Annotated in this window: 26 protein-coding genes, 2 pseudogenes and 1 riboswitch; all 28 genes and pseudogenes read right to left on the reverse strand. The window is 35.5% G+C overall.

The annotated features are described in order from the left end of the window. Positions 1 to 154 precede the first annotated feature (154 nt). On the reverse strand, positions 155 to 784 hold the full coding sequence (locus V192_RS0109170) for a hypothetical protein (protein ID WP_025871040.1): 630 nt from the start codon (positions 782 to 784) through the stop codon (positions 155 to 157). A gap of 1,084 nt (positions 785 to 1,868) precedes the next feature. After that, positions 1,869 to 2,366, reverse strand: coding sequence for a hypothetical protein (locus tag V192_RS0109185; protein WP_025871047.1), 498 nt, complete (start codon positions 2,364 to 2,366; stop codon positions 1,869 to 1,871). A gap of 386 nt (positions 2,367 to 2,752) precedes the next feature. Beyond that, positions 2,753 to 2,929, reverse strand: coding sequence for a hypothetical protein (locus V192_RS21540; RefSeq protein WP_158001099.1), 177 nt, complete (start codon positions 2,927 to 2,929; stop codon positions 2,753 to 2,755). A 44-nt stretch (positions 2,930 to 2,973) separates the two neighbouring features. Continuing rightward, positions 2,974 to 3,219, reverse strand: a complete 246-nt coding sequence (locus V192_RS21210) for a hypothetical protein (protein WP_082266007.1) — start codon at positions 3,217 to 3,219, stop codon at positions 2,974 to 2,976. A gap of 476 nt (positions 3,220 to 3,695) precedes the next feature. Further along, entirely contained in the window at positions 3,696 to 4,061 is a 366-nt protein-coding gene (locus tag V192_RS19815) for a VOC family protein (RefSeq protein WP_275574535.1), read from the reverse strand. 86 nt (positions 4,062 to 4,147) lie between these two features. Next, positions 4,148 to 4,911 (reverse strand): annotated as a pseudogene (gene map / locus V192_RS19820) (type I methionyl aminopeptidase). A gap of 235 nt (positions 4,912 to 5,146) precedes the next feature. Then, positions 5,147 to 5,404: an SDR family oxidoreductase gene (locus V192_RS22585; RefSeq protein ID WP_204367684.1), complete on the reverse strand. Its 258-nt coding sequence runs from the start codon at positions 5,402 to 5,404 to the stop codon at positions 5,147 to 5,149. Next, positions 5,401 to 5,685 (reverse strand): SDR family NAD(P)-dependent oxidoreductase, encoded by a 285-nt coding sequence (locus V192_RS22590; RefSeq protein ID WP_204367685.1) that lies wholly within the window; start codon positions 5,683 to 5,685, stop codon positions 5,401 to 5,403. Before V192_RS22590 ends, V192_RS22585 begins: the two co-directional genes overlap by 4 nt. Positions 5,686 to 5,848: 163 nt before the next feature. Next, positions 5,849 to 6,562, reverse strand: coding sequence for a YcjF family protein (locus V192_RS0109220; RefSeq protein ID WP_025871054.1), 714 nt, complete (start codon positions 6,560 to 6,562; stop codon positions 5,849 to 5,851). A 242-nt stretch (positions 6,563 to 6,804) separates the two neighbouring features. Beyond that, positions 6,805 to 8,343 carry a hypothetical protein gene (locus tag V192_RS0109225; protein ID WP_025871056.1) on the reverse strand — a complete coding sequence of 513 codons (1,539 nt, stop codon included), beginning with the start codon at positions 8,341 to 8,343 and terminating at the stop codon, positions 6,805 to 6,807. Positions 8,344 to 8,540: 197 nt separating this feature from the next. Further along, entirely contained in the window at positions 8,541 to 8,747 is a 207-nt protein-coding gene (locus tag V192_RS22150) for a hypothetical protein (RefSeq protein ID WP_239644627.1), read from the reverse strand. Further along, entirely contained in the window at positions 8,738 to 9,691 is a 954-nt protein-coding gene (locus V192_RS19830; RefSeq protein ID WP_239644628.1) for an MFS transporter, read from the reverse strand. The genes V192_RS22150 and V192_RS19830 overlap by 10 nt, the downstream gene beginning before the upstream one ends. A gap of 1 nt (position 9,692) precedes the next feature. Beyond that, positions 9,693 to 10,313 carry a FadR/GntR family transcriptional regulator gene (locus tag V192_RS0109235; RefSeq protein ID WP_025871058.1) on the reverse strand — a complete coding sequence of 207 codons (621 nt, stop codon included), beginning with the start codon at positions 10,311 to 10,313 and terminating at the stop codon, positions 9,693 to 9,695. 196 nt (positions 10,314 to 10,509) lie between these two features. Further along, complete coding sequence (locus tag V192_RS0109240) at positions 10,510 to 11,943, reverse strand: amino acid permease (RefSeq protein ID WP_025871060.1); 1,434 nt, start codon at positions 11,941 to 11,943, stop codon at positions 10,510 to 10,512. Between the two features lie 336 nt (positions 11,944 to 12,279). Continuing rightward, positions 12,280 to 13,092, reverse strand: coding sequence for an ABC transporter permease (locus V192_RS0109245; protein ID WP_025871062.1), 813 nt, complete (start codon positions 13,090 to 13,092; stop codon positions 12,280 to 12,282). A gap of 1 nt (position 13,093) precedes the next feature. Next, complete coding sequence (locus V192_RS0109250; RefSeq protein WP_025871064.1) at positions 13,094 to 14,008, reverse strand: ABC transporter ATP-binding protein; 915 nt, start codon at positions 14,006 to 14,008, stop codon at positions 13,094 to 13,096. A gap of 3 nt (positions 14,009 to 14,011) precedes the next feature. Continuing rightward, positions 14,012 to 14,743 carry a hypothetical protein gene (locus tag V192_RS0109255; protein WP_025871066.1) on the reverse strand — a complete coding sequence of 244 codons (732 nt, stop codon included), beginning with the start codon at positions 14,741 to 14,743 and terminating at the stop codon, positions 14,012 to 14,014. Further along, positions 14,744 to 15,352 (reverse strand): hypothetical protein, encoded by a 609-nt coding sequence (locus V192_RS0109260; protein ID WP_239644629.1) that lies wholly within the window; start codon positions 15,350 to 15,352, stop codon positions 14,744 to 14,746. Between the two features lie 89 nt (positions 15,353 to 15,441). Continuing rightward, positions 15,442 to 16,140 (reverse strand): ABC transporter ATP-binding protein, encoded by a 699-nt coding sequence (locus tag V192_RS0109265; protein WP_025871070.1) that lies wholly within the window; start codon positions 16,138 to 16,140, stop codon positions 15,442 to 15,444. Continuing rightward, on the reverse strand, positions 16,137 to 16,505 hold the full coding sequence (locus V192_RS0109270) for a GntR family transcriptional regulator (RefSeq protein ID WP_025871072.1): 369 nt from the start codon (positions 16,503 to 16,505) through the stop codon (positions 16,137 to 16,139). The genes V192_RS0109265 and V192_RS0109270 overlap by 4 nt, the downstream gene beginning before the upstream one ends. Positions 16,506 to 16,650: 145 nt before the next feature. Then, positions 16,651 to 16,767 (reverse strand): annotated as a pseudogene (locus tag V192_RS22735) (DUF3788 family protein); the annotation flags it as partial. Between the two features lie 10 nt (positions 16,768 to 16,777). Then, the gene (locus V192_RS0109280) at positions 16,778 to 17,674 is read right to left on the reverse strand and encodes a TraB/GumN family protein (RefSeq protein ID WP_029948200.1); all 897 of its coding nucleotides are present in this window, start codon (positions 17,672 to 17,674) and stop codon (positions 16,778 to 16,780) included. 10 nt (positions 17,675 to 17,684) lie between these two features. Continuing rightward, on the reverse strand, positions 17,685 to 18,323 hold the full coding sequence (gene thiE / locus V192_RS0109285) for a thiamine phosphate synthase (RefSeq protein ID WP_025871074.1): 639 nt from the start codon (positions 18,321 to 18,323) through the stop codon (positions 17,685 to 17,687). Further along, entirely contained in the window at positions 18,310 to 19,131 is an 822-nt protein-coding gene (gene thiD / locus V192_RS0109290) for a bifunctional hydroxymethylpyrimidine kinase/phosphomethylpyrimidine kinase (protein WP_025871076.1), read from the reverse strand. The genes thiE and thiD overlap by 14 nt, the downstream gene beginning before the upstream one ends. Then, entirely contained in the window at positions 19,128 to 19,937 is an 810-nt protein-coding gene (gene thiM / locus V192_RS0109295; RefSeq protein ID WP_029948202.1) for a hydroxyethylthiazole kinase, read from the reverse strand. The genes thiD and thiM overlap by 4 nt, the downstream gene beginning before the upstream one ends. Further along, positions 19,930 to 20,601: a thiaminase II gene (gene tenA, locus V192_RS0109300; RefSeq protein WP_025871080.1), complete on the reverse strand. Its 672-nt coding sequence runs from the start codon at positions 20,599 to 20,601 to the stop codon at positions 19,930 to 19,932. Before tenA ends, thiM begins: the two co-directional genes overlap by 8 nt. A 96-nt stretch (positions 20,602 to 20,697) precedes the next feature. Then, positions 20,698 to 20,797: riboswitch (TPP riboswitch) on the reverse strand. Positions 20,798 to 20,955: 158 nt separating this feature from the next. Next, positions 20,956 to 22,002 (reverse strand): lysylphosphatidylglycerol synthase transmembrane domain-containing protein, encoded by a 1,047-nt coding sequence (locus V192_RS0109305; RefSeq protein WP_025871082.1) that lies wholly within the window; start codon positions 22,000 to 22,002, stop codon positions 20,956 to 20,958. Between the two features lie 29 nt (positions 22,003 to 22,031). Further along, positions 22,032 to 22,310, reverse strand: coding sequence for a DUF1294 domain-containing protein (locus tag V192_RS0109310; protein WP_025871084.1), 279 nt, complete (start codon positions 22,308 to 22,310; stop codon positions 22,032 to 22,034). Between the last annotated feature and the right edge of the window lie 12 nt (positions 22,311 to 22,322).

Below are 22,322 nucleotides of genomic sequence, written 5' to 3' on the forward strand. Positions count from 1 at the left end.
GTCTTATTTTCCTGACAGTTTTGATAATTTTCTTTGCACTCTTTAGGTAATGAATAATAAAGGAAGGTAACAACAAAAACTCTTTTCCTCTTTTTATTGATCGCTCTTAGCAGATCCTATCTTTTTTAATAAATCAGCGGGTTGATTATTCTATTCACTCAGGTATATTTATTTGCTCTAAAGGATAACTTGTTAAATCACTTTCTTCTGAAGGAGCTTCTTTTCGAGCAATCATCAATGTTCCATCATATTTATAGTAAAGATAATAATATACATCTCTGTAAGTACCATCAACAGTTGGTTTATTCACTTTAATTTTTGTTTTAAGTTTAATATCAACCTGTTCATTTCTTCTAAAATCAAACACTCTATGAGTTTGTTCATTATCATCAATAATAATTTCATAATCTAATTCATTTCCAAATAGATCCTGAAACTTATTTTCATAAAACCCTTCTCTGGGTTGATTCTCAACACCAGTTGAATTTCCTTCATACCAAGATTTTCCATTAATCAACTCTTTTGTAATTTTAGGATAGGTAGTTTCATCTGAATTTTTCGTGCCATCAGAATTTATATTTCCTGTTGACTCCATTGTATTTCCAGAGTTCATAGTTTCTGTTGATTCTGTAATTATAGAATTTGACAATAAACTTTCTTTTGTTGTTTGAGAAGTATTGACTGTAGATTGTTTTGTATGACTTGTGGCAGCTTCTTTCTTTTCGTTACAGGCACTAAGTATAAAGAGAGCAGAAATTAAAATCACTAACGTTAATTTTTTCATATAAAACACTCCTTAATCAATAAGTAACTATGGAATCTCATCGGAACAATTATTGTTTCAAGCATAATACAAGTAATTAATTCTTATTCTTTTTGGGAAATTTTTTTTGTTTAATTCGATTATATTTTCTTCTTTTCAAAAATAGCCATAATACTAATAGTAAGATTGATACACATAATATTACCAAGCTTACACATACTTCAATCAATATCGCTGAACAAACTTCTTTCGTATTGCCTTTGTATAAAATTTTATAGCGTTCATAAACGCTAGGTCGTCCATATCTTCCAAAAAAAATAAAAGATATAAAAACTGAGACGACAGCACTTATACAATAAAATATCATTAGGATACTTTTATAAAGTGGCGTTGCTGGCTTACCTTTATGTTTTAATTTCCGTCTACTCATGAGTGATCCTATCCTTTTGGGTTAGTTACGGTACAATTTTGATTGATACTGTAATAGTCGTTTGTGATTTTGCTTTTTGAAGCAAACTGACATCCTCTTCAGCTAATCGAACGTGCTAATATTTTTTCGCATCTTTGGGATCACTTTTGAACAGAGGTTATCTTTTATTTCATTTTTAGAAATAAACAGCTTTAAAACTACTAGTAGTTTTAACCAGAAATCGAAACTCTATTTTCATGATCTCCCTCCTTCAGTTATTGATTCTTTTTGGGAAACATTTTATGTTTGTTATATAATAAAATAAGATTAGTTACTAAAATATAGACCAACATAAATGTTAAACTCTGGAGTACGATAATCATTATCGGAAATATCGTCAAATCTCCCCACATTGAATTGTAGCTCCCTCTTAAACTTTTTGGCAGAACGTTTACTATGAAATTTCCAATTGCCCACAAAAATACACTAAGCATGCCCGTAAAATTCACGACAAATCGTTTCGATAATTTTGTCCTTTTTTCGATTATTTTATATAGTAAATAATGTGTAGGGAACACCACTAAGAAAATTATTCCATATATTATCATTCTATTTAACTCTCTCCTACTGATCCTTTTTGAAAATCTATACCTATCATTTCTAATTTACACTTGCTTCAACATAATCTGTCTTCAATTATTTATTTCTGTATGTATATCCAGTTTTAATAACCTCTAGATTTGATTTCAAAATCCTAAATAAGCCCTCTCCTTTATTTTGAAGTTGCTTACGATTAATATATAAGACAACTTTTTCATTACTAAAATCATGATTCAGTTCTATGTTGCCTTTTACCCTAGAAATTCCATCGGAAAATCTAAAAGGTTTTGATTGTCGAATGATTTTTTTTATTGAGAAAGTATTTTTATAATTAAGTTTAGCATACTTGCTCGATACAGTTATTCCAAGTATATATTGGAAAGAAAGAGTACCTGGGATTGAAACACTTTCATCAAAAATGGTTGCTATCTCCGACCAAGGTACAAAAATTTGTTTCCTAGAAAAATTTCTGATTACTCCGTCAGGTAATATTTGAATTATTGGTTTTCCTTTCATAATGAAATTTATTATAAAGTTCCCATAGAAGTTCTTCGTGTATATCTCAGTTATTTTTCTATTTCTTGCTTCTCCCATAATTATAAAATTCCTTCCATATTAGTCTTAGGAATACTATCTGTATTTATTGATTTTGTTTTATTTGCCATACAAGACTTGCTTCTCTAAGTTATTGGTTATTTTCAGGAAATTTATACTTATACCACATATACAAGAGAAACATGATCAACGCAAATGGAATAGTTATTAGCAAGCCAGCTATCCCCCATATCATACAAATCAAAGGATAGACTCCTAAACCATTTTCACTTGAATCTAAATTGGGAAATATCTTAAAAATAAATAGAAAGACTGATGTTGGAACAATGAGTATAAATATATTGATTATTAATAGAACTTGGCTTACAACAAAGATTTTCTTCATTTCACACTCTTTCTTATACTTTTTAGAAAGTTCCTTTACTCTAGTAATGTTCAAAATAGTATTTAAAATCATAAAACGTTGAACCTTTTATACCTGTTTCATATAAGCTTCCCCATATCTGAACCTTTTCTATATTTTCATTATTAATCATTTTATCAATTTTAATATCCGGGTGATTCTTTTTTAAATACACTTCAACTTTTTCTGAATTTAGCATCTCTTTTCTCCTATTAAACTTTTTAAAACTTTCTTCAATGCCACTTATTTTTGTACTCTATATTTATACCACAAGTATAATATAATCATAACAAATGAAAATGGAATTGTTACTAGCAAACCTGCACCGCCACATATCACAAAGAGCAAAGGATACGCTCCAAGTCCATTTTCGATTGATCTTAAATTGGGGAATAGATAAAAAATAAATAAAAAAATTGATGTTGGAATAATGAGTATAAATAAATTAATAGCTACTAACACTTGGCTTACAATAAAAATCTTCTTCATCAATTCTCCTTCCCGATTCTTTTTAAGATTACTTACTATTGTTTTTTGGGTGGCTATTTCCAGAAATTTTTTTGTCTGAATCAGTCCATTCTTATACTTAAACTGTCCCCTCTTGAAACAATAAATATTTTGAAAATTTCGGTTCAATATAACCAAATCGGTTCACTGAAGGAATCTGCCCGTAATCCTTGTGCTAGATCCTTCTTTAGAGATAAGTAATCGTAGGAGCAAATAAGTAAAAATGATCTAGTTTGGGTCTCTCAAGAAGAAACTCAATAAAAAATCGACCTACAAGCGTTTCCTATCATCTCTAGTATGACAGGAAATGGTTTTTAGGTCGATCTTTTTTTATGAGGCGATAGCCACCATAAATGTTTTTCTCAACTTCTTTACAATAGTTCTTTAATTTAAAATACTATCTAATTTCCTACAATTTTTAGTAATGCTCGCGTCGGTTTTATTTCCTTAGAAACCTTTCAAATACGTTCAACCATCGGATGGCCTTCATGAAACTGTACAAGATCCCATAAGTTACCATAAAGATCTTTAAACACTGCAATAGTCCCATATGCAGCTTCTTTAGGCTCTCTAACAAATTCAATGTTATTTGCAATCATGCTATCATAATCTCTATAAAAATTATCCGTCTCTAAAAATACAAAGACTCGGCCGCCTGCTTGATTACCTATAAAAGCATGTTGAATCGCTTTTGATGCTTTTGCCAATAAAATTGTTGTACCTTTTGAGTTTGGAGGCGTAACGACGACCCATCTTTTCTCTTGCTCCGGTTGATACGTATCTTCTATCAAAGTAAAATTAAGTTTTTGAGTGTAAAAAGTGATGGCTTCATCCTAATCATCTAAGACTAATGCGATGTGAACTATAGACTGTTTCATAAAAAGGACTCCTGTTTTTCTTTTAACATTTTTTAATACGTTCCTTCTTCTCCTTGAGATGTTAAAATGACTGGTCCGTTTTTAGTAATAGCCAAACTATGTTCATATTGACAGCTTAAGCTGCCGTCTTTTGTCTTAGCAGTCCAACCATTTGGCTCCATCTCCATTTTCCATAAACCTGCATTGACCATTGGTTCTATTGTTATAGTCATGCCTTCTTTTAAACGTATGCCTTTACCTGGTTCTCCATAGTGTGCAAAAAATGGTTCCTCATGGATCGTAGGGCCAATTCCGTGAGCGATAAAGTCTCGAACAACGCTGTATCCTTGTGCCTCAACATAACTTTGAATTGCGTGTCCGATATCCCCCACACGCTGACCAACTTGAGCTTGCTCAATTCCCAAATATAAGGCTTCTTTAGTCACGTCCATCAAGCGTTGCATTTCCTCTGTCGATTCCCCTACTGCGTACGACCAGCATGAATCTGAAATTGCTCCATTTAAATCAATACACATATCTACCTTGATCAAATCACCATTTTTGAGTACTTTTTCCTAGGAAAACCATGACAAATCTCATCATTGATGCTGCAACATGTAGCATATTCATACTCATCAAAGCCAATTTGAGCCGCAATTCCACCATGACTTTCAATATAATGACGAACAAATACTTCAATATCCCAGCTCGTAATTCCTGGTTTAATGAACGTTCGTAGTTGCTTATGCACATCTGCAAGCAAAGCACCAGATTCCGCCATTTTTTCTATTTCTCTTTTTGATTTTAAGGTAATCAACTATCTTCCTCTTTTCTTTATATGAGTAAACTATTAGTTTTGTTCATTTTTTTGTATTATTCTTGTTATCTCAAATATCCACCATTATTTAGATCAAAAGTAGCTCCAGTATAATGATTACTCTCATCTGACAAAAGGAAATTGACCGTATTTGCCACATCATTGGCGGATACCGGCTCTTTAATTAAATGGTGAGCATTATACTCTTCTTTTCGCCAGGCTGGAATTATGTCCATCATTTTGTCTCGATCATAGTTGGCGCAATAGCGTTGACTAGAACAGTCGAGGCAAAACGTAAAGCTAAACTTTTAGTTAATCCGATGATAGCCGCTTTTGTGAGTCCATATAGTGCGTCTGAACTACCTTCCTGACCGGAAATAGAGGAAATATTGATAATTTTTCCTTGCTGATTATTCAACTGCAAGTTTTTTATGAAAAATGATGAACAGATTGTTGGTCCCTTAATATTTACATTCAAAACCGTGTCCATCATTCTTCGTTATACTCGAGAAGACTGATCCCTTTATAAATGCCTGCATTATTGACTAATCCAACAATAGAGGAATCATCTTTTAGTTGGTTAAAAAAGGTTGCCACCTCATTATAATTGCTAATATCGAGGACCTTAGTTTCAATATTTTCTAAATGTTCAATTGCTGTTAAAGCAACCTCATCTACATCGATGGCAATCACACCAAACCCTTCTTTAGTACTTCGCTCGCAGATTGCTTGTCCAATTCCGCCACCAGCACCTGTCACTATTATCTTTTTCATTATTGCTTTCCTCCCTTTTCTTCCGTTTATACTTATTTACTTTAGCGCTTACTCGTTGCGATTACAAGTCTGCTTTTGAGCTATTTTTAAAGTATCGTAACAAACTATAGGAAGAAGTTTTGAGGGAAATGCACTGTTTTTGGTGGTGATCAATCGTACCTGCCTATTTCGGCTTCTTACTAGACTTTTGTACAGCTTTAAATAATGTTTGAAATTGTCCTTTAAAGGTCATCGTTTGTTCGAAAATATCTTCTCCATCATTTAACATTTTTACAGTCACCCAGCCTAGCGTTTCTGTAATCGTACTTGCTACCGTAGCATTGATTGCAGCGCCTGTAACCGTTCCTACAGCTGGAATCAGTTTTATTATATTGCCGACGGCGCTTTTACCCAATCCTACAACAATGATTTCTTTGCCAATACTTTTCCCCATGCTTTCGGACCATGATTGACCAAAAATTTTATGCAAACGAGCCATCATCGTTAATTGAACAGGAACAAGTAAAAATGCATCAGAAAATGGGATCGGTGAACATCCTATAATTGCAGCAGTCAACGAGGCCGCATGAACTGTTTTATGACATTTCTTACGAGTCGCTTCATCTACACCTTGTAGAAATTCATCAAAGATACTATCAAATTGATTTTTACTGTTTGCTAGAATTTTTTCAGCACGTCCTTTGGATTTGCTGTAGCTATTCAAAATAATAGCAGATGTCTTTTCAGGAAACTTGCTGATTACTTCAGAGAAAAAAGAATCAAATTCCTTTTCATCCGTGCTCACAATTTTCTGCTCTTTTTTTATGCTACGTTTTGATGCTTTTTTTGAGCTCAATTTCTTCTCATCTGTTGTTTTTTTCTTAAACATGTTCTTCATCCAAATAACCTCCAATACATTCGTCTGATAGATTGTATAAACTGACTCTATAGTTTATATCATACATTAGAAATCTTATTTAACCAAAAGACTTCACTTTTAATGTTTTAGGCAGCCAACAGATATAGCCGCATGAAAAATAGGTTGCCCAGTCCCTTAACAAATTAAAAAACAGACTAGATCAAAACTGTACAGTTTCCTCTAATCTGTTAAAAACTATTTATTTTTCGTAACACTATTAGTTACTTCTCAACCGGCATCAAACTTAGATTTTGCATATATCGATCCATTAAGATATACCCTTCTAAACGACGTAACAAGTCAACCGAACAGCGGACTTTTTTACCAAACAATGAACGGCTGTATGCGATTTCCCGCATTTCCTGCAAAAAGTCATCCAGAGCAGAAACTAAGCCACCACAACTAAGACGTCCGCAAATCAACACATCTTCTTTTCGTTGTCTTAAGACTTGTCCCCAGGAATAATTTAAATATTCCGCTTGGCTAATTTGAGCGAGTAATTCAGAGCGAAGGATACTTTTTTTCTGTGGCTTGCTTTTTTTCGCCCCTAAACGCATCCGCTTATTCATGAAACACAAATAAATTTCATCTTCCAAGCCTTCCATCTCACTTTTAGAAAAATTAGGAATCTTCGCTGGCGCTTCGATAAGTTTGCTTGCCTTTAGCTGTTTAGAAAAACGCGGCCAATTACTTGGCGTTGCTTTTTTGATATTCTTCTTTTTCAGTACCAATAAATTTAGATCTAGCGGTTCTGGTACTACACTTTTTTGTTCTGCTTTATCTTTTATATCTGTTTCAACTGGTTCATTTGTTTGCTCCATTTGTTTACGTTTTAATTTGATTGAAGTACGTTCTTTTTTTACAGGAGCAACCTGATCTGCTTGTTCCTCATTTTTTGGCTCTTGCGTTTGGGAAGTTGTAGGTTCGTCTATGACTTGGGAATCTTCTTCCATTGGTTTTTCCGCCAATGCGGGCATCGACTTTTTTTCCGCGACTTCCTCTACTTTTTTCTTTGGCTCTGCCCCTAGATCTGCTGCGCTAGTCGTCTCCGTTGCTTCAATAGTTGATTCGTCAACTAACTCCACATTAACATCGACAGATTCATCTGATGTAGACATTTCTTCTTGTGCTTTGTTTTCCTCGATTACTAAGGGCTGAGCTCTTTTAAGATGGATCGTTTGAATACTTCTAGAAATGATGGGGTCACTTTTTGCGGCATACATTTCGATTTTTCCATGATTGATTGTATCAGTTAAATCGGTGATCATTTTACGCAAACGAAAAATCTCATTCGAGGTTTCAATCATTTGTTTCATCATTCCCTGCATTTCACTAGAGTTCAATGTAGGTTCACCTTTATGGATTAGAGAGCGTTCTTGTTTTTCAAGCGTAATTTCTTCGAACCATTGTTTCAGATTCATTCGAAGCTCTCGTCTGGTTGGCTCAAAACTTCCCATAAATAATGTATAATACATGGCATCTGTTTCAACATACATGTAAATCTTTTTAACTACTAGTTCTTCAAAATCTTCTGTTTCATCCCAGCTATCACAGATTGCATCAAAAAAAGCTTCACCTTCAGCTAAATTTTGATAATCTTTTGCCAGAGTTAACTTTCTAACTAAATAAAATGAATAAGGCGTATCTACATTATCAGCATAGACTTCGCGGCCTAAGTAATCTGGATCTACTTCTTTACAAAGATAGGTTGATCGTTCTTCTTTTTCTGGTTGACGTTGTCGCTTACTAATCGTTCTCACTTCCTCAATTTTTTTCCTTTATAAATCGTATCATTTTTTTAGAAAAAAGAACAGACTTCCCTTCCATTATACCGATAAAAACGGAAAAATGTTCTCATTTTTTTAGAAATATATGGAATTAAAAGAAAAACGGTAATTGAAATCACAATTTAATAGACAAATCATAAAAATAAATGAATAATCATAGAAATAATTATTTACGCTTCCTTCAATGTCCTCGTCAGAAAAATCAAGGTCATAGATAATAGCAAAACAAACAGTAGTGACGCATGTTGATTAAGAAAGAGTTCACTTACTAATCCCATAATAATTGGAACACAACCGCCAATGATGTATCCAAATGATTGTACCATTCCTGTCCAAGCACTTGCCTCTTCCGGCGTATGCGTCAGTTTCAGCGGCAATAATAATGCAATCGGAAATAGCCTCCTAAACCTACTGCAATTAAAAAGATAGCGCAAATAAAGAGCCAAAACGGTCCTTCAACAATTAACCCCAAAATACCGATCACAACAATCAAACTGCAAAAAAAAGCCCAGCTCTTTACCTTCCCACGATAATCCATCAGCACTGGGATCACAAAACTAAAGATCATTTGAGTCAGGGTGTAAACAGTCAACATATACCCCGCGGATACCATATTTGCCCCGCGTGAAAAAGCAATCGTACTAATCCATGTAGTCAATCCGTAAAAAATACCTGATTGAATCCCAAAAAACAATGTAACTTTCCACGCTTGAGCGTTCTTCAAAGGTAAAGACACCCGTCGGTTTCTCTGTTTAGCCTCTCTAACCGTTTTTGTGCCGCTTTTCCAAAAGAAAAATCCAAGTAAACTAAAACTACCAAAAACTGCTAACGCCAGATTCCAACGTCCCTGAAAATAACTCGTTAAACGTACCACACTCCCTGAACTAATCGAAGCACCCAAACCCATACTTAACGAATAAACACCAATCAGCAAACCAGCTCTAGTTGGAAATTCACTCTTGATATAACCAGATAAAAGTGGTCCAATGATCGCTACTGCAATTCCAATGGCAAAAGCAGTCCCAACTAATCCAACATAATTGTCAGTCACTCCTCTTAATGAGATAGCGAAGCTCAATACTAAAAGAAATGTTAAAATACCTTTTCTGCGGCCCAAATTCTGTTGGACAAAGGGAACGAATAAGGCAAATATTCCCATACAAACCACAGGGATACTTGTGAGCAAACTAGCTGCTACATCAGAGATCCTCAATTGCGTTTGAAGTAATGGCAATAAAGGCGGAATCGTAGAAATACCCACACGTAAACTAAAAGCAACTAAAAAGACCAACCAAACTTTTTTTCTATCTGCTTTTTCCATACTATTTACGCCTACTATTTTCTAAGATCGCAGTGGTAAGCTTTTCTGGATCTTTTTCCATAACCGCTTCAAACATAATCTGATGTTGTTTTGTATTATCAAGATAATTTTTTGAATCGAGTACTAATCCGCTCAACATTATTTTTAAGTCTTCCATTATTTCTTGATACCATCGAATCAGAAAAGTATTTTTACTACTCTTAATCATTAACAGATGAAACTCCAAATCTGCTTGGATATACTCCGCAAACTGACCTTGTTTCAATAAACGATTCCGTTTAAATAGTGCTTGATTCAAATCAGCTAAATCTTCTTCTGTTCGATTGTGACAAGCCAATTTACCAGCAGTGCTTTCGATCATTTCTCTTGCTTCAATCAATTCCTTTACCCGATCGTGATTCTTCTTTGCCTCTTTTACAAACGTACCTGAACCCTGTCTTACTTCCAATAAATCACTGTATTCCAAAATCTTAACCGCTTCTCTTAGTGTCGAACGACCAACTCCAAATTTTTCTGCAAGTTGTTTTTCTATTGGCAGTTTAGTGCCCGCTGCAAATTCCTCTGAAACTATATATTGCCTTAACTGTACGATAGTTTCTTGCACAAGATTCTTATTTTTCATCTGTCTCACTCCTAATCATCATATGATTTTAAATTCATCATATCATTTATCGATCAAAAAGAAAAGAGGACCGAGCTTAACTCTTCGAGTCAAGTCTCAGTCCCTTTAAAATCCGAATATACGTTGTGAAAATGCTGCTCTAACTTATTTCTCAAAGCGAAACATTTTTATCTCGATTCCTTACTCTATTCCTGATTTAAGCTTTCTTTTTATCACGTCGAGCAAGGGCTGGTAAGATCATTCCCAATAAAATCAGCACAATAGGTGTAATAACATTCGACGCTAATTGGAAGAACCATGCTTTAGGATCAGCATTGAAATCGATTTTTGGTACCATTCCTAAAATACAAGCAAACGCCGTAAACAAGAAGCACCATAAGCCAAAGGCAAAAGCAATTTTTGGATTTTTAATAAACTTATATTCTGATGTATAATTTTTATAGGCTTTATTCAACATCATATAAGCGAAGAATACCCATAGATAACGCATTGGCATTACAACAGAGTTCAAGTTAGTCAACCATTTGACCAATTCTTTGATATTGTCGATACCAAACATCGGCAACACAATGATGATGCTGACCAAAATACCTGTTAGTAGGTAACCATTGACCAACGTTCCTTTTTTACTTCTTTTACGTAACGCGGCTGGCACGTAATCAGGATCTGCATCAGCTAAAAGAATTTGTAATGGCGCATCGATTGAAAACGCCAATGCCGAAATTTGTCCGATCCCATTTGTAATAGCATAAATGATCATTAATAAATTACCCACACCATAATACTCACCTAACAATTGGAACGCTGTGTAGGCACCATTTGCCATTAAATCTTCTGGGATATTGTTACTTGCAAAAAGCATCCCCATTGCAAATGAACCTAACACTGCAGAAACACCGACCATCGCTGCTAAAAAGATCATTCCTTTTGGAAATTCCTTTGCCGGATTTCTCATTGAATTTACATATGGTGAAATTTTCTCAGCTCCACCAACAGCAAATACTAACATGGAAACAGTCGTAAAATAACTAAAATCAAATTTAGGGATATACGTACTGATCTTATCCATGTGCGGTGTAGCGAATTCAACGGTTGAATTCATCATTGGTGCGCCAACTGCTAGTAAAATGAAAAGCATAGACATCACAAAAATTGCTGTTCCTGCCATTCCTCCAATCACTTTCAAAGTCATCAAGCCTTTTGTCGACAACAATAAGAATAATAGAAAAATAGCTAACGAAATCAATGTGATTCCAACAACGGAGAAATTATTTACTATGTCCCCATTACCTTGAATCGCCCAACCAAAGGCAATCAGAACTAATTGAGGCTTTTGAGCTAGATATGGAATATGTACCACCCAATACGTCCACGCTGCATAATAAGCCAAGCGCTTCGTACTTGTATTTTGTACCCACGAACTGACGCCTCCACTGCTGTCTTTAAACGTTGAACCAAGTTGCCCTACAATCAATGCGTAGGGAATAAAATATAAGACCAAAATCAAAACCCATGATGTCACAACTGAAATTCCTTGTTGTGCATAGTTATTCACGACGTTACCTAAGCCCCAAACCATGTTGAAAGCGATCAGGCCAACGGTAAACCACCGCAACTGCTTTTGTTCCATCAAAACACTCCTACTCATAATTAAATATAAAATATCTTTTTAATCATAATCATTTTTATACATTTAAACAAGCTTTCCTCTGCATAATTATCGGTTTTATCAGCAATTTATTAGATTAATAAGAAAACTTTTTCTTATTCTCATAAGCTGATCTTACTTCTTTCATTCACCTAGCAAAAAATCCGGAAACACTAGTTATATAGTGTTTCCGGCTCTTTTCTATTTACTCATACTATCTCATTAAACTGTAGCTTTTTCTAATCCAAAACACATCAGCAAGCTTTAGGTATTGCTTACTTGGCTTTTAGTTTTTGTCTACGAGTTGGGCTTTTTACCTTAACTCAATGAAACATCTCTCTTTTTAAATAGCTGTTGCATCAATAAATAAATAACCAAACTATACACCAAGATTCCTCCAGCCATTTGCCAGAAATTCAGATAAGCTGCATAACTGTTTTCAGCTCCGGAATTTTCCATGACCGTATTTTTGATATTTAACATATTAAATGGGTTCCATTTTAACCATTGATACTTTTGGATCACCATATTCAAAAATGAATTAATAATGCTGCTGCCAAATAGAACACCTAACCCAACACCTACCGCTAAGCTTTGAGAACGAATCGCAGCGGATATAAACAAGGTGATCGTGACATATAAAAGAATCAACAGTAGATTGGCACCTGCGTAAGCACCTGCAACTGTCAGCGCATTCCACCCATGATAGCCCTTAACGATCATCAATGGAGATTGACTAGCAAGTAATAGATTTGCAGAAATCAAACTGCTCAGATATAAAATCACAGTTCCAATTACACTATAAATCATACAAACAACAAATTTTGAAAATAAAATCTGGCTTCTCGTAAAAGGACGGATCAATAGGAACTTAATTGTTCCACGACTAAATTCTTCCGCAACGATAGACGCTGCAACAATCACGATAAATAAATTGAGAAATGATGTCATTTCAGTCAAACTTGCAAATAGATCATTAGCTTTCATCATCGCTTCACCGTTTTGAGAAGTGGTGGTTGATTTGACTATTAAAGTGATTCCAAAGGTCATTGCAACTAGTATGATCCACATGATCCAAGATGATTTTTTCTTGATCAACTTGACCCATTCATTTTTTATCAATACACCCATCTTATAACCCTCCATCTTCTGTCCAACGCAAGAAATTTTCCTCTAAAGAATCAACATGGACTTTCAACTCTTTGATGCCGATCCCCGCCTCAACCAATTGTTTGACTAGAACCGTTCTAACATCCTCAATCAGTTCGATCTTCAAATATCTTTCTTCCACCGCGACACTATATTGTTGTTCCGTCAAGAACGTTAACGCCTCTTGTTGTTGATCTGTTTCCAGTAATAAAATTAATTTATTGTCTTCTTCTGGATTATTCATTGGGCCAATATAAGTAATCTCCCCTTTTTGAACAATCACCAAATCATCACACAATAATTCCATATCGCTTAGCTGATGACTTGAAATCAGAACACCCACACCTTGTTTTTTCAATGATTCAATCATCTCACGGAATTCCCGCATTCCTTTTGGGTCTAAGCCATTCATCGGCTCATCTAAAAGCAACAGATCAGGTTGATGCAAAATTGCTTGTGCTACGCCTAATCGTTGACGCATTCCTAAAGAGTAGGTTTTGACCTTTTGATCGATGTTATTTTCTAGATGAACACTGTGGATCACCTGATCCAAGGCCTCATCTGTGATTGTTTTTTGCGACATCCTTGCATATTGTTTTAAGTTTTCCATTCCCGTCATATAATTATAGAACTCGGGATTTTCAACAATTGCACCTACATGAGCCATCGCTTCTTTAAAATCAGTTGATAATGATTGTCCCTTGATTTGAATCGATCCTTCATCATGACTCATCAACCCAACTAGCATCCGAATGATCGTTGTTTTTCCAGCACCGTTAGGCCCTAACAAACCAGTAACGCTCCCGCTTTTAACTGTAAATGACGCTCCCTTGATAATTTTCTTTTTACCGACACGTTTTGAAATGTCTTTTACTTCTAAGACCTTCTTGTTTTCCATAATTTACCTTCTTTCTGCCTCAATGTAATTCTTCAAAATAAAGATGCTGACTGTAGCACTGATCACAAGTAAACATGCGTCAAAAATCAAATCTCCTAAATACAATGGGACATACCCAATAGTGATTTTGAACTGATGACTATCAATAAATGCAAGCTCTCTATAACCGTTTAACAGTTGTTCGCTGATTGTTACTTCTGCTGCAAACAAAAGGAAAAAGAGAACATACTTTGCTACTCGTTGCAATCTGATCGGTGCTTTCATGCTGATCAAACTACTTAATAAATACACCAACTGAATATAAATCGATGTTGAAAAGAAAAAGTAACTGGCAATCAAAAGATGCTTCCAGTACTCTTGAAAATTCGCCATATCTACTTGCTTATCTAACAGAAAGACTATACTGAATAAACATAAATAGTACCCGAATAAAAAAATCGTCGTCGTAAACCAGCTAAACAAGATATTGCTGAAATAAAATTTAGCATCACTGATCGGCAGTAACCGATATTGACTATTTTTCCATGATTTGATTTGTCGGTACATCTCCCAGATAAGATGAACAAACATAAATAAAAGTACGACAATTAAAACAAATTGAGAAATCCCTTCAAAATGAATGTGTTGAACGCCTAATTTATAAATAAGAAAGCCACTAACAAATAAAAAGGCAAAGCTGCTAAACATCCAAAATAAGCGGCTCTCTCTCTTATATTCATTCCACAGTTGCCACATTTATTTATCCCCCGCTTCCACATAACGATTGATCGTCCAGATGCTTAGACTAAAATAGAAACAGGCTATTACTAATTGTAGAATTACTCTAAAATAAAGTTCTTGCTCCAAACCAAGCCGATCAACCTCAAGCCATTTTATTATATTCAAATCAAAAACGGATAAACGATCCATCAAAAACGTAAATAAGATGAATAAAATAATTTCCAAGATCCAACGAAATTTTTTTTGAACAAACTGCTTAATCGCAGAGTAAATACAAACTAGAAATTGTATAATCAAAAATAGCACTATTACATCAACAGTTGCCGCTAAGCCTTCGAGCCACGTCGTATCTATAGCAAATGGGATATTAATTATCACGTAATTTGTCATCACGCCGATGATCACATTTCCTATAAAAAAACTAACACCTACAATCACACTGAACACCAAATTATAGAAATAAAGAGTTCCCGTATTAACGGGCAATAAGCGAAAATCTGTTGTTCGAAAAAACTGATAGATACGATTGGATTCCAATACAAAGAACAACAAGAAAAAAATCATAATTGAAAACACTAAAAATGCCATGCTAAATTCGACAGAATGTCGACCTACACTGTACACATTTACAAGCCCCAACAAAAAAGTCAAAACTAGACTAATACTATAAATAAGAAAAAGTGTTTTTGAAAAAAAAAGACGAAAAAACTTTGTCATATTTCATACACCTCCCGATACAACTCTTCTAAGTCCTTATGTTTTACTTCTTTGATAGCTTCTAAAGACTCATGGAGGATGATCTGCCCATCTCGCAAAAACATCACTTCGTCAATGATCATTTCGATTTCTCTTAGCTGATGTGTAGTGATAATGATCGTACTTTCTTCATCAAACCACTGGAGCAATGATTGAATGATTTTCTCTCTAGATAATAAGTCCACTCCGCTTAACGGTTCATCTAACAAATATAGTTTCGCTCTTCTTGCCAAGGTCATACTTAAAGCGAATTTTTCAGCATTTCCTTTGGATAAGTTACCTAATTTTTCTGATTCACTCAAATTCATGAAACGTAATAATTCATACGCTCTACGCTTGTCAAAATCTGAATAAAAGCGTGCATAAAATGAAATGACCTCTTCTAATTGTTGATTCGGTTGAAAATTATTTTGATCTTCTAAATAAGCCACAAAAGACTTTGTCTTTGTCCCAACAACACAATTATCGATCAAAATCTGTCCTTTGAAGTTTAAAGCTAAGCCGGAAAGCAAACGCATGATCGTTGTTTTTCCAGAACCATTCTCGCCGATCAATGCAATGATTTTCCCCGACGAAACAGAAAAATCCAGCTGACTAAAAATCTGTTTCATTCCTTTACGGTAACTTAATTGTTCAATCTTAACTAATTCCTTCATCGTTCCTTCTCCCTTTCGATGTACTCTCCCAGTAAATCTTTCGCTTGTTCTTGTGTCCAACCAAATTTTTTCATCTCAACTAAAAAGTTTTCAATTACGTTCCCAACTGCTTGTTTTTGCAGCAGTCTGATTGTTTCCCTATCTTCAGTGACAAAGCGACCCAACCCACGTTTAGAAAACAAAATAGCCTCACGCTCTAATTCTTGTAAAGCACGTTGCACAGTATTTGGATTTGTGGCTAATTCGACTGCCATTTCTCGTACAGCTTTGACTTTATCCCCAGGTTTAAGCTTTCCAGAAACGATTTGCTGAATGATAAAGTCCATAATCTGTAAATAAATCGGTCGATCTGTATGGAAATCCATGGCTTTACCTCCAATTGATTTTCACCTTCACTAGTGTTCTAGTTAAATAGTACACTAATTTTAATAAAAGTGCAAAGTATTTTTCAATAACTAGAAGTGAGTGGGACATAACTCTTCGAGTCATATCCCACTCACTTGGAATCCAGATAAACGGTGGGAGCAGAAGCAATCCCTTCGGAAATAAGCTGAAATTCACAAAAATTTGAAGAACAATTTTCGTGAATTCCTTCTTATTTCTCGGGATTAAACACTTCTGTCCCATCCTCTTCTAGTTATTCTCTTTTAATCACTGAATAGTCTTCATTTTCTAGCAATGTAATCAAACCAGACTTTCCGTATAGATGCCCTGCACCAACAACGATAAATGTTTGCTTTTGAGTTGGCAACTTTTCTTTTAGTTTTTGTAGCCAATTTAAATTCCGTTTTTCTAAAATAATTTCTGAAAATCCCTCATAAAGATTCTCTTGAAAAATCTCGCTGAAATTCTGCTCAAGTTCACCTGAAATGTACATAGTTAAAAGTCTTTCATTTTCTGTGATAGCCTCTGATAATTCTGGTATATCCTCAATCCAACTTGCCTTTTTGGTTATATCAGCTGTGGCTTCATTCATAAATTGATATTGTTCAGCAGCTGTTTCAAAACCAGTGTTGTTGATTTTACTTTTCTTAACTTCATTTGCGACGTTCATATCAACCCCTTGTAAGAAATCGCTAGCCGTCATATATTGTCCTTGCAACATAGATAATAAGCCAAAATAATTCAAATCCTTCAAATCTTCTAGCTGAAAATTGTAAGAAGCTAATTTTTTACTTAATCGTTCTTTTTCATCTTCTGTCAACTCTGTCAAGATATGCGGTTTTTCAGCCATCGCTTTTTGGGACAGCGCTATTGTGGTTGGTGAATCAAACGATGCAAAGGCGACCTCTGAAACTACTTCTGAGGAATCATGAATCGCCTCTAGAATTTCATTTGGGAAAGGGTACATTTCTTTTTTTCCAACATGAATAGAACCTAATAGATACCCCACAATTTGATCATCCGAACGGATTTCATAAAAAGGCCAATCTACCTGTTCTTTTTGTTTTACTTGCTGTTTTTGATTCCCACACCCTGAAAAAATAAATAAAACGATACTTATTAAACTAACCACTCTTCCCCAATTTTTCATTTGCTCTCTCCTAATGTTGTTTTAAGTTCCCCACTGCTTCTTTAATATCTTTTGCCAGTGTAATCGCCGTGATCACTGATACACCATCGACATGTGTCTCTAATACGCTTTGAGCATTTTTCGTATTGATACCGCCTATGGCAACAACTGGTTTACACGCTTTCTCCGTTAACTCTTTCAGTTTCGCTATGCCAATCGGCAATTCTGCATCTTCTTTTGATATCGTACCGTAGATTGGGCCGATTCCATAATAAGTGATTCCTGCCAGTTCATTTGCTACCAGAACTTCCTGTTCATCATGACAAGATAAACCAACAATTTTATCTGTGAAAAGCGTTAAGACTTCTTCGATAGCCTGATCTTTTTGCCCCACATGAATCCCGTCAGCCCCAATTTCTAAAGCTAGAGCAACATCGTCGTTGATCAAAAAAGGAACCTGATACTGCTCACATAATTGCTGACAAATTTGCGCCATCTCCTTTTTGGCCTCTGGGTGCGGCAAACTCCCTTTGCCTTTCTCCCGATATTGAAAACACGTGATCCCAGCCTTCAAAGCCGACTCCAACACGCTTGGTAAATGATCGCCATTTTGGATATCTTGAGTTCCTGCAATAAAATAAACTGATAGCATTTCTTTACTGTTCTTCATTACTTTCGACCTTTCTATACGCCCAATGATTCGTTGGACCATTGCCCAATCCAACTTGGATCCCATCAGCGATTGCTGCTTGGATAAATGCTTTCGCTATATGAACAGCTGATCTGACAGAAGATCCTTTCGCTAATTCAGCTGTAATGCAGGCTGAAAAGGTACAACCTGTACCGTGAGTGTTTTTAGTATTGATTCTAGGTGCTGATAACCAGTCCAGCTGACCATCTTCTAGTAATAATAAATCTGTTGATTGTGTCCCTTCAAGGTGATGGCCGCCTTTTACAACAATATTTTTTGCGCCCAACGCTTGGATCTTTTTCGCAGCAATAATCATTTCAGCCTTAGTTTTGATCGGCATATTGCTGATCACTTCTGCTTCTGGAATATTCGGCGTAATAACAAATGCTTGTGGTAGTAATTCTTCAATCAACGATCTGACAGCTGAATCCTTAAGTAAAGCATGTCCGCTTTTAGCAATCATCACAGGATCAATAACCAAAGGACCGAAATCGGCTGTTTTTAAAAACTCCGAAACTAAATGTGTAATTTCAGCGGTAAAAAGCATACCTGTTTTTACCGCTGAAAGCTTGAAATCCTCTTTAACAATAGCTAATTGATCTTGAATCGCTTCCAAAGGAATATCATAGACTTTTTTTACACCTTGTGCATTTTGGATCGGTAATGCTGTCAAAACAGAAGTGCCAAATACAAAGCGCTCTTGAAACGTTTTTAAATCTGCCTGCATTCCTGCTCCACCACCACTGTCGAAACCTGCTATCGTTAATGCTTGGCTAGTTTCATTCATTGCTTATTGCTCCTTTCAACATTTGCTTTTTGCTGAACTATTAAACGATCTAAAACTGATAATTGGTCCAGTAAATAGGTTCTAAATGACCCCACAGAAATCTCTGTTAGTTGTTCTGCTACTAATTCGCCCGCTAAAGCATACATCACACTCGCTGTAACAACACTTTCCAACGACTGCTCTTCATCAATTGCCAAGAAAGCACCACAGATACATCCATGCAGACAGCCTGCTCCTGTCATTTTAGTGAAATAAGACGTTCCATTTTTTACGAGATAGCTTTTGCTCCCATCTGTGATTGTATCTATTGCGCCACTGACAGCGATAAAGCAATTCAGTTTTAACGCTAGATTTTCGGCAATTTTTGTTACATCACCAGATCCAGTTCCAGCATCCACGCCTTTAGCTGCCCAATCACTACCTTCGATTGCTGCAATTTCACCCGCATTTCCTCTGATCAACGTTGGTTTAACTTGATTCAATAGTTTTTCAACCGCCTGTTTGCGATAGCTTGTTGCTCCTGCACCGACTGGATCTAAAACTACTGGTTTTCCTAATTCATTCGCTTTTTTACCAGCCAAGATCATCGCTGTTAATTGTTCCTCATTTAACGTTCCCATATTCAAAACAACTACATCCGAAATCGACACTACTTCTTCCATCTCTTCAACAGTACTAGACATAAATGGCGATGCACCAATCGCCAATAAGCCATTTGCGGAATCATTGGCAACAACGATATTCGTAATATTATGGACGAGTGGATTTTTTAAACGTAATTCATCAATCAATTGATAATCAATCATCTTTTAACCCCCATTTTTGTTTTGTATAAGCCATTTCCCAAAAATTTAATTCTTCATAGCTGCTGATAAGAAAGGCTTGTTTCATAAGTAAACGTTCTTCTGTCGCTACTTGTTCCGCTAAACGATCCGTCAATCTCCTTTGTCGACTAACAGCTGCCCGGTAAGTTTCGCTATCGTACGTTTCGATCCAGCGTTGATATAAGGGATCAGGCGAACCGCTTTCAATCAGCTCTTCTCCAATTTCTTGATACAACCAATAACAAGGTAATAGTGCGGCAGCTGTTCTAGCAAGACTTTTTGTTCCAACCTCTCGATACATATGTGAGGTATAGTGATAAGCAGTAGGTGTGATTGGTGTTTGAATGATTTCTTCTTCTGTCACGTCAAGTTCTTTGAAAAAAGTCTTTCTCACTGATATTTCTGCTGCCTCTAAACTTTTGACGCCATCTAAGAAACAAGTTCTGATCTCCTTATCCGTTGCTAGTTCTGCTGCCTTTAGATGGATTTTACTAAATTGTTCCAGATAATAGCGATCTTGAATCAAATAAAAACGAAAAATTTCAGGGGACAGTGTTCCAGCCTTTAATTCTGAGATAAATGGATGTTCCTTACTTTCTTGCCAAATTTTTTCAGCCGATGCTCTTACTTCTTCTGTAAACGTCATGCAATTCCTCCTCTAAATTTTTGAGAAGTATCTTAAAAACAGAAAAAACTCCATGAAATGACAAAGAACCATTTCATAGAGTCGAGTCGTCTTATTCTATTTCTTAGACTACTTCCCTACGCGAGTATCAACTCACAGGTTCAAAGGGTCCGTTCAAACGAACGTCTCAGTCAAAATGACTCCCCTAGTACGTGTCTAAAGTATAGCATATTATTTTGGTATTAGCTGTTAATATTGGGATTTTGCTATTTAATTTCTTCTAACGTTCAAATAAAAAAGAGCAATACGAAATATTCTCTATTTCGTGCTACTCTTTGCATGTTTTCAAATTTCAACAGAATGATCCTACCTTCGTTAAGAATCAATACGTTCTTTTTTCTCTTCTTTAACAGCATGAAGTCCTAATTTTATTTCTCGTCTTTTTTGAATCAAGACGTAAACAAAACCAATCAAAAATGGCAACACAAAACTGCCAAATCGGTATAATAGCAATGATGATACTGCATCCACAGTACCTACTAAAGGTTTAAATAATAATAAATAAACAAATTCAAACGGACCAATTCCCGCTGGAGTTGGAAAAACACCCGATAAAATAACCGAAAAACTAGTAAAAGAAAGAACCAAAAGAAAATCGATATTCGGATGATTCTCAACCAATACAACGTACGGAATCACGTACCAGAAAAGTAACTTAGCGACATTCCAACCAAAAATACGCATCATCGCTGAACGATCTTTTGTAATCGTCTGGACAGTTTCTCTCAACGAATAGATTTGTAAATTACACTTATCCACCCAATCGCGTAATCTTTTACGTTTGAAATGCTTGTTTGTCCATTTGATTAAAAGAATTTGAAGATTGATACTGCTGGAAAGAACTAGCAGCGAAAAAATAATCACAAAAGTTAACCCGACTCCTACTAATATAAAAGGAATCATTTTCGGGGCACGCTCATAAAATAAAGAAAATTGGAAAACCAGACCCAAAATAGATAAAAAAATGACAGCAACTTTATACATGATCATGTGTAAAGCTGTCACGCCAACTCCTTGAGATACAGCGAGTCCTTTCTTCTTATAAAAATAAATTTCAGAAAGCAATGTCCCTGTCCCAAACGAAATCACACGATAAAAAGCGACATAGCATGAGGTAAAAAAACCGTCTGTTGTTGTAAAATCTTTCTGAAAATAAGAAGCAATCTCTTTAATAGAACGACCTTCCACAATCTGATAGATCACACCCAACAAGATGACCAAAGCCACAACAACCCAACTCGTTTTCATTAATTGAGCAAAGATATCACTAAGTGAATTATCCATCACATAAATGATTACTCCAATAAAAATTGCCAGCAAACCGATATTCAGAAAAACCTTTGTTTTAGAATTGCTTTTCATAGTTTCTCCCCACTATATTGTATTCGCGATTATCTTTTATAACTAACACAAATAATTGCAATAGTCACAAGTGTACCAAAAATAAAAGCAAAATAAAAGCGTAACTTCCTTGTCTTATGATGAAAAAGCTGCTGCGCAAACAAACCGCCAACGCCTCCACCGATCAATCCGATAACCAGAAGATCAACTTCTGGTACTCGCCACTTTTTCCTTTTGGCTCTTTGTTTATCAAGATACATCACAAAAAATCCAACCAAATTTACAATGAGCAAATACGCCCATGGTAAATGATTCAACAAACCTGTCATTCTTCTCCCTCC

Origin of the sequence: Enterococcus crotali (assembly GCF_000633635.1) — a bacterium.
Lineage (GTDB): Bacteria > Bacillota > Bacilli > Lactobacillales > Enterococcaceae > Enterococcus_L > Enterococcus_L crotali.

What these genes read in the sequence shown, in the direction of transcription:
- V192_RS22585 (WP_204367684.1), bottom strand. Translation starts at nt 5,404, where the DNA reads ATGATGGACACGGTTTTGAATGTAAATATTAAGGGACCAACAATCTGT.
- V192_RS0109280 (WP_029948200.1), bottom strand. Translation starts at nt 17,674, where the DNA reads ATGAAAAATTGGGGAAGAGTGGTTAGTTTAATAAGTATCGTTTTATTT.
- thiM (WP_029948202.1), bottom strand. Translation starts at nt 19,937, where the DNA reads ATGATTGATTATCAATTGATTGATGAATTACGTTTAAAAAATCCACTC.
- thiD (WP_025871076.1), bottom strand. Translation starts at nt 19,131, where the DNA reads ATGAATGAAACTAGCCAAGCATTAACGATAGCAGGTTTCGACAGTGGT.
- V192_RS0109255 (WP_025871066.1), bottom strand. Translation starts at nt 14,743, where the DNA reads ATGTGGCAACTGTGGAATGAATATAAGAGAGAGAGCCGCTTATTTTGG.
- thiE (WP_025871074.1), bottom strand. Translation starts at nt 18,323, where the DNA reads ATGAAGAACAGTAAAGAAATGCTATCAGTTTATTTTATTGCAGGAACT.
- V192_RS0109270 (WP_025871072.1), bottom strand. Translation starts at nt 16,505, where the DNA reads ATGGATTTCCATACAGATCGACCGATTTATTTACAGATTATGGACTTT.
- V192_RS21210 (WP_082266007.1), bottom strand. Translation starts at nt 3,219, where the DNA reads ATGAAGAAGATTTTTATTGTAAGCCAAGTGTTAGTAGCTATTAATTTA.
- V192_RS0109250 (WP_025871064.1), bottom strand. Translation starts at nt 14,008, where the DNA reads ATGGAAAACAAGAAGGTCTTAGAAGTAAAAGACATTTCAAAACGTGTC.
- V192_RS0109245 (WP_025871062.1), bottom strand. Translation starts at nt 13,092, where the DNA reads ATGGGTGTATTGATAAAAAATGAATGGGTCAAGTTGATCAAGAAAAAA.
- V192_RS0109170 (WP_025871040.1), bottom strand. Translation starts at nt 784, where the DNA reads ATGAAAAAATTAACGTTAGTGATTTTAATTTCTGCTCTCTTTATACTT.
- V192_RS22590 (WP_204367685.1), bottom strand. Translation starts at nt 5,685, where the DNA reads ATGAAAAAGATAATAGTGACAGGTGCTGGTGGCGGAATTGGACAAGCA.
- V192_RS0109240 (WP_025871060.1), bottom strand. Translation starts at nt 11,943, where the DNA reads ATGGAACAAAAGCAGTTGCGGTGGTTTACCGTTGGCCTGATCGCTTTC.
- V192_RS0109265 (WP_025871070.1), bottom strand. Translation starts at nt 16,140, where the DNA reads ATGAAGGAATTAGTTAAGATTGAACAATTAAGTTACCGTAAAGGAATG.
- V192_RS0109185 (WP_025871047.1), bottom strand. Translation starts at nt 2,366, where the DNA reads ATGGGAGAAGCAAGAAATAGAAAAATAACTGAGATATACACGAAGAAC.
- V192_RS0109305 (WP_025871082.1), bottom strand. Translation starts at nt 22,002, where the DNA reads ATGAAAAGCAATTCTAAAACAAAGGTTTTTCTGAATATCGGTTTGCTG.
- tenA (WP_025871080.1), bottom strand. Translation starts at nt 20,601, where the DNA reads ATGACGTTTACAGAAGAAGTAAGAGCATCGGCTGAAAAAATTTGGCAA.
- V192_RS0109220 (WP_025871054.1), bottom strand. Translation starts at nt 6,562, where the DNA reads ATGAAGAACATGTTTAAGAAAAAAACAACAGATGAGAAGAAATTGAGC.
- V192_RS19830 (WP_239644628.1), bottom strand. Translation starts at nt 9,691, where the DNA reads ATGGAAAAAGCAGATAGAAAAAAAGTTTGGTTGGTCTTTTTAGTTGCT.
- V192_RS21540 (WP_158001099.1), bottom strand. Translation starts at nt 2,929, where the DNA reads ATGCTAAATTCAGAAAAAGTTGAAGTGTATTTAAAAAAGAATCACCCG.
- V192_RS0109235 (WP_025871058.1), bottom strand. Translation starts at nt 10,313, where the DNA reads ATGAAAAATAAGAATCTTGTGCAAGAAACTATCGTACAGTTAAGGCAA.
- V192_RS0109310 (WP_025871084.1), bottom strand. Translation starts at nt 22,310, where the DNA reads ATGACAGGTTTGTTGAATCATTTACCATGGGCGTATTTGCTCATTGTA.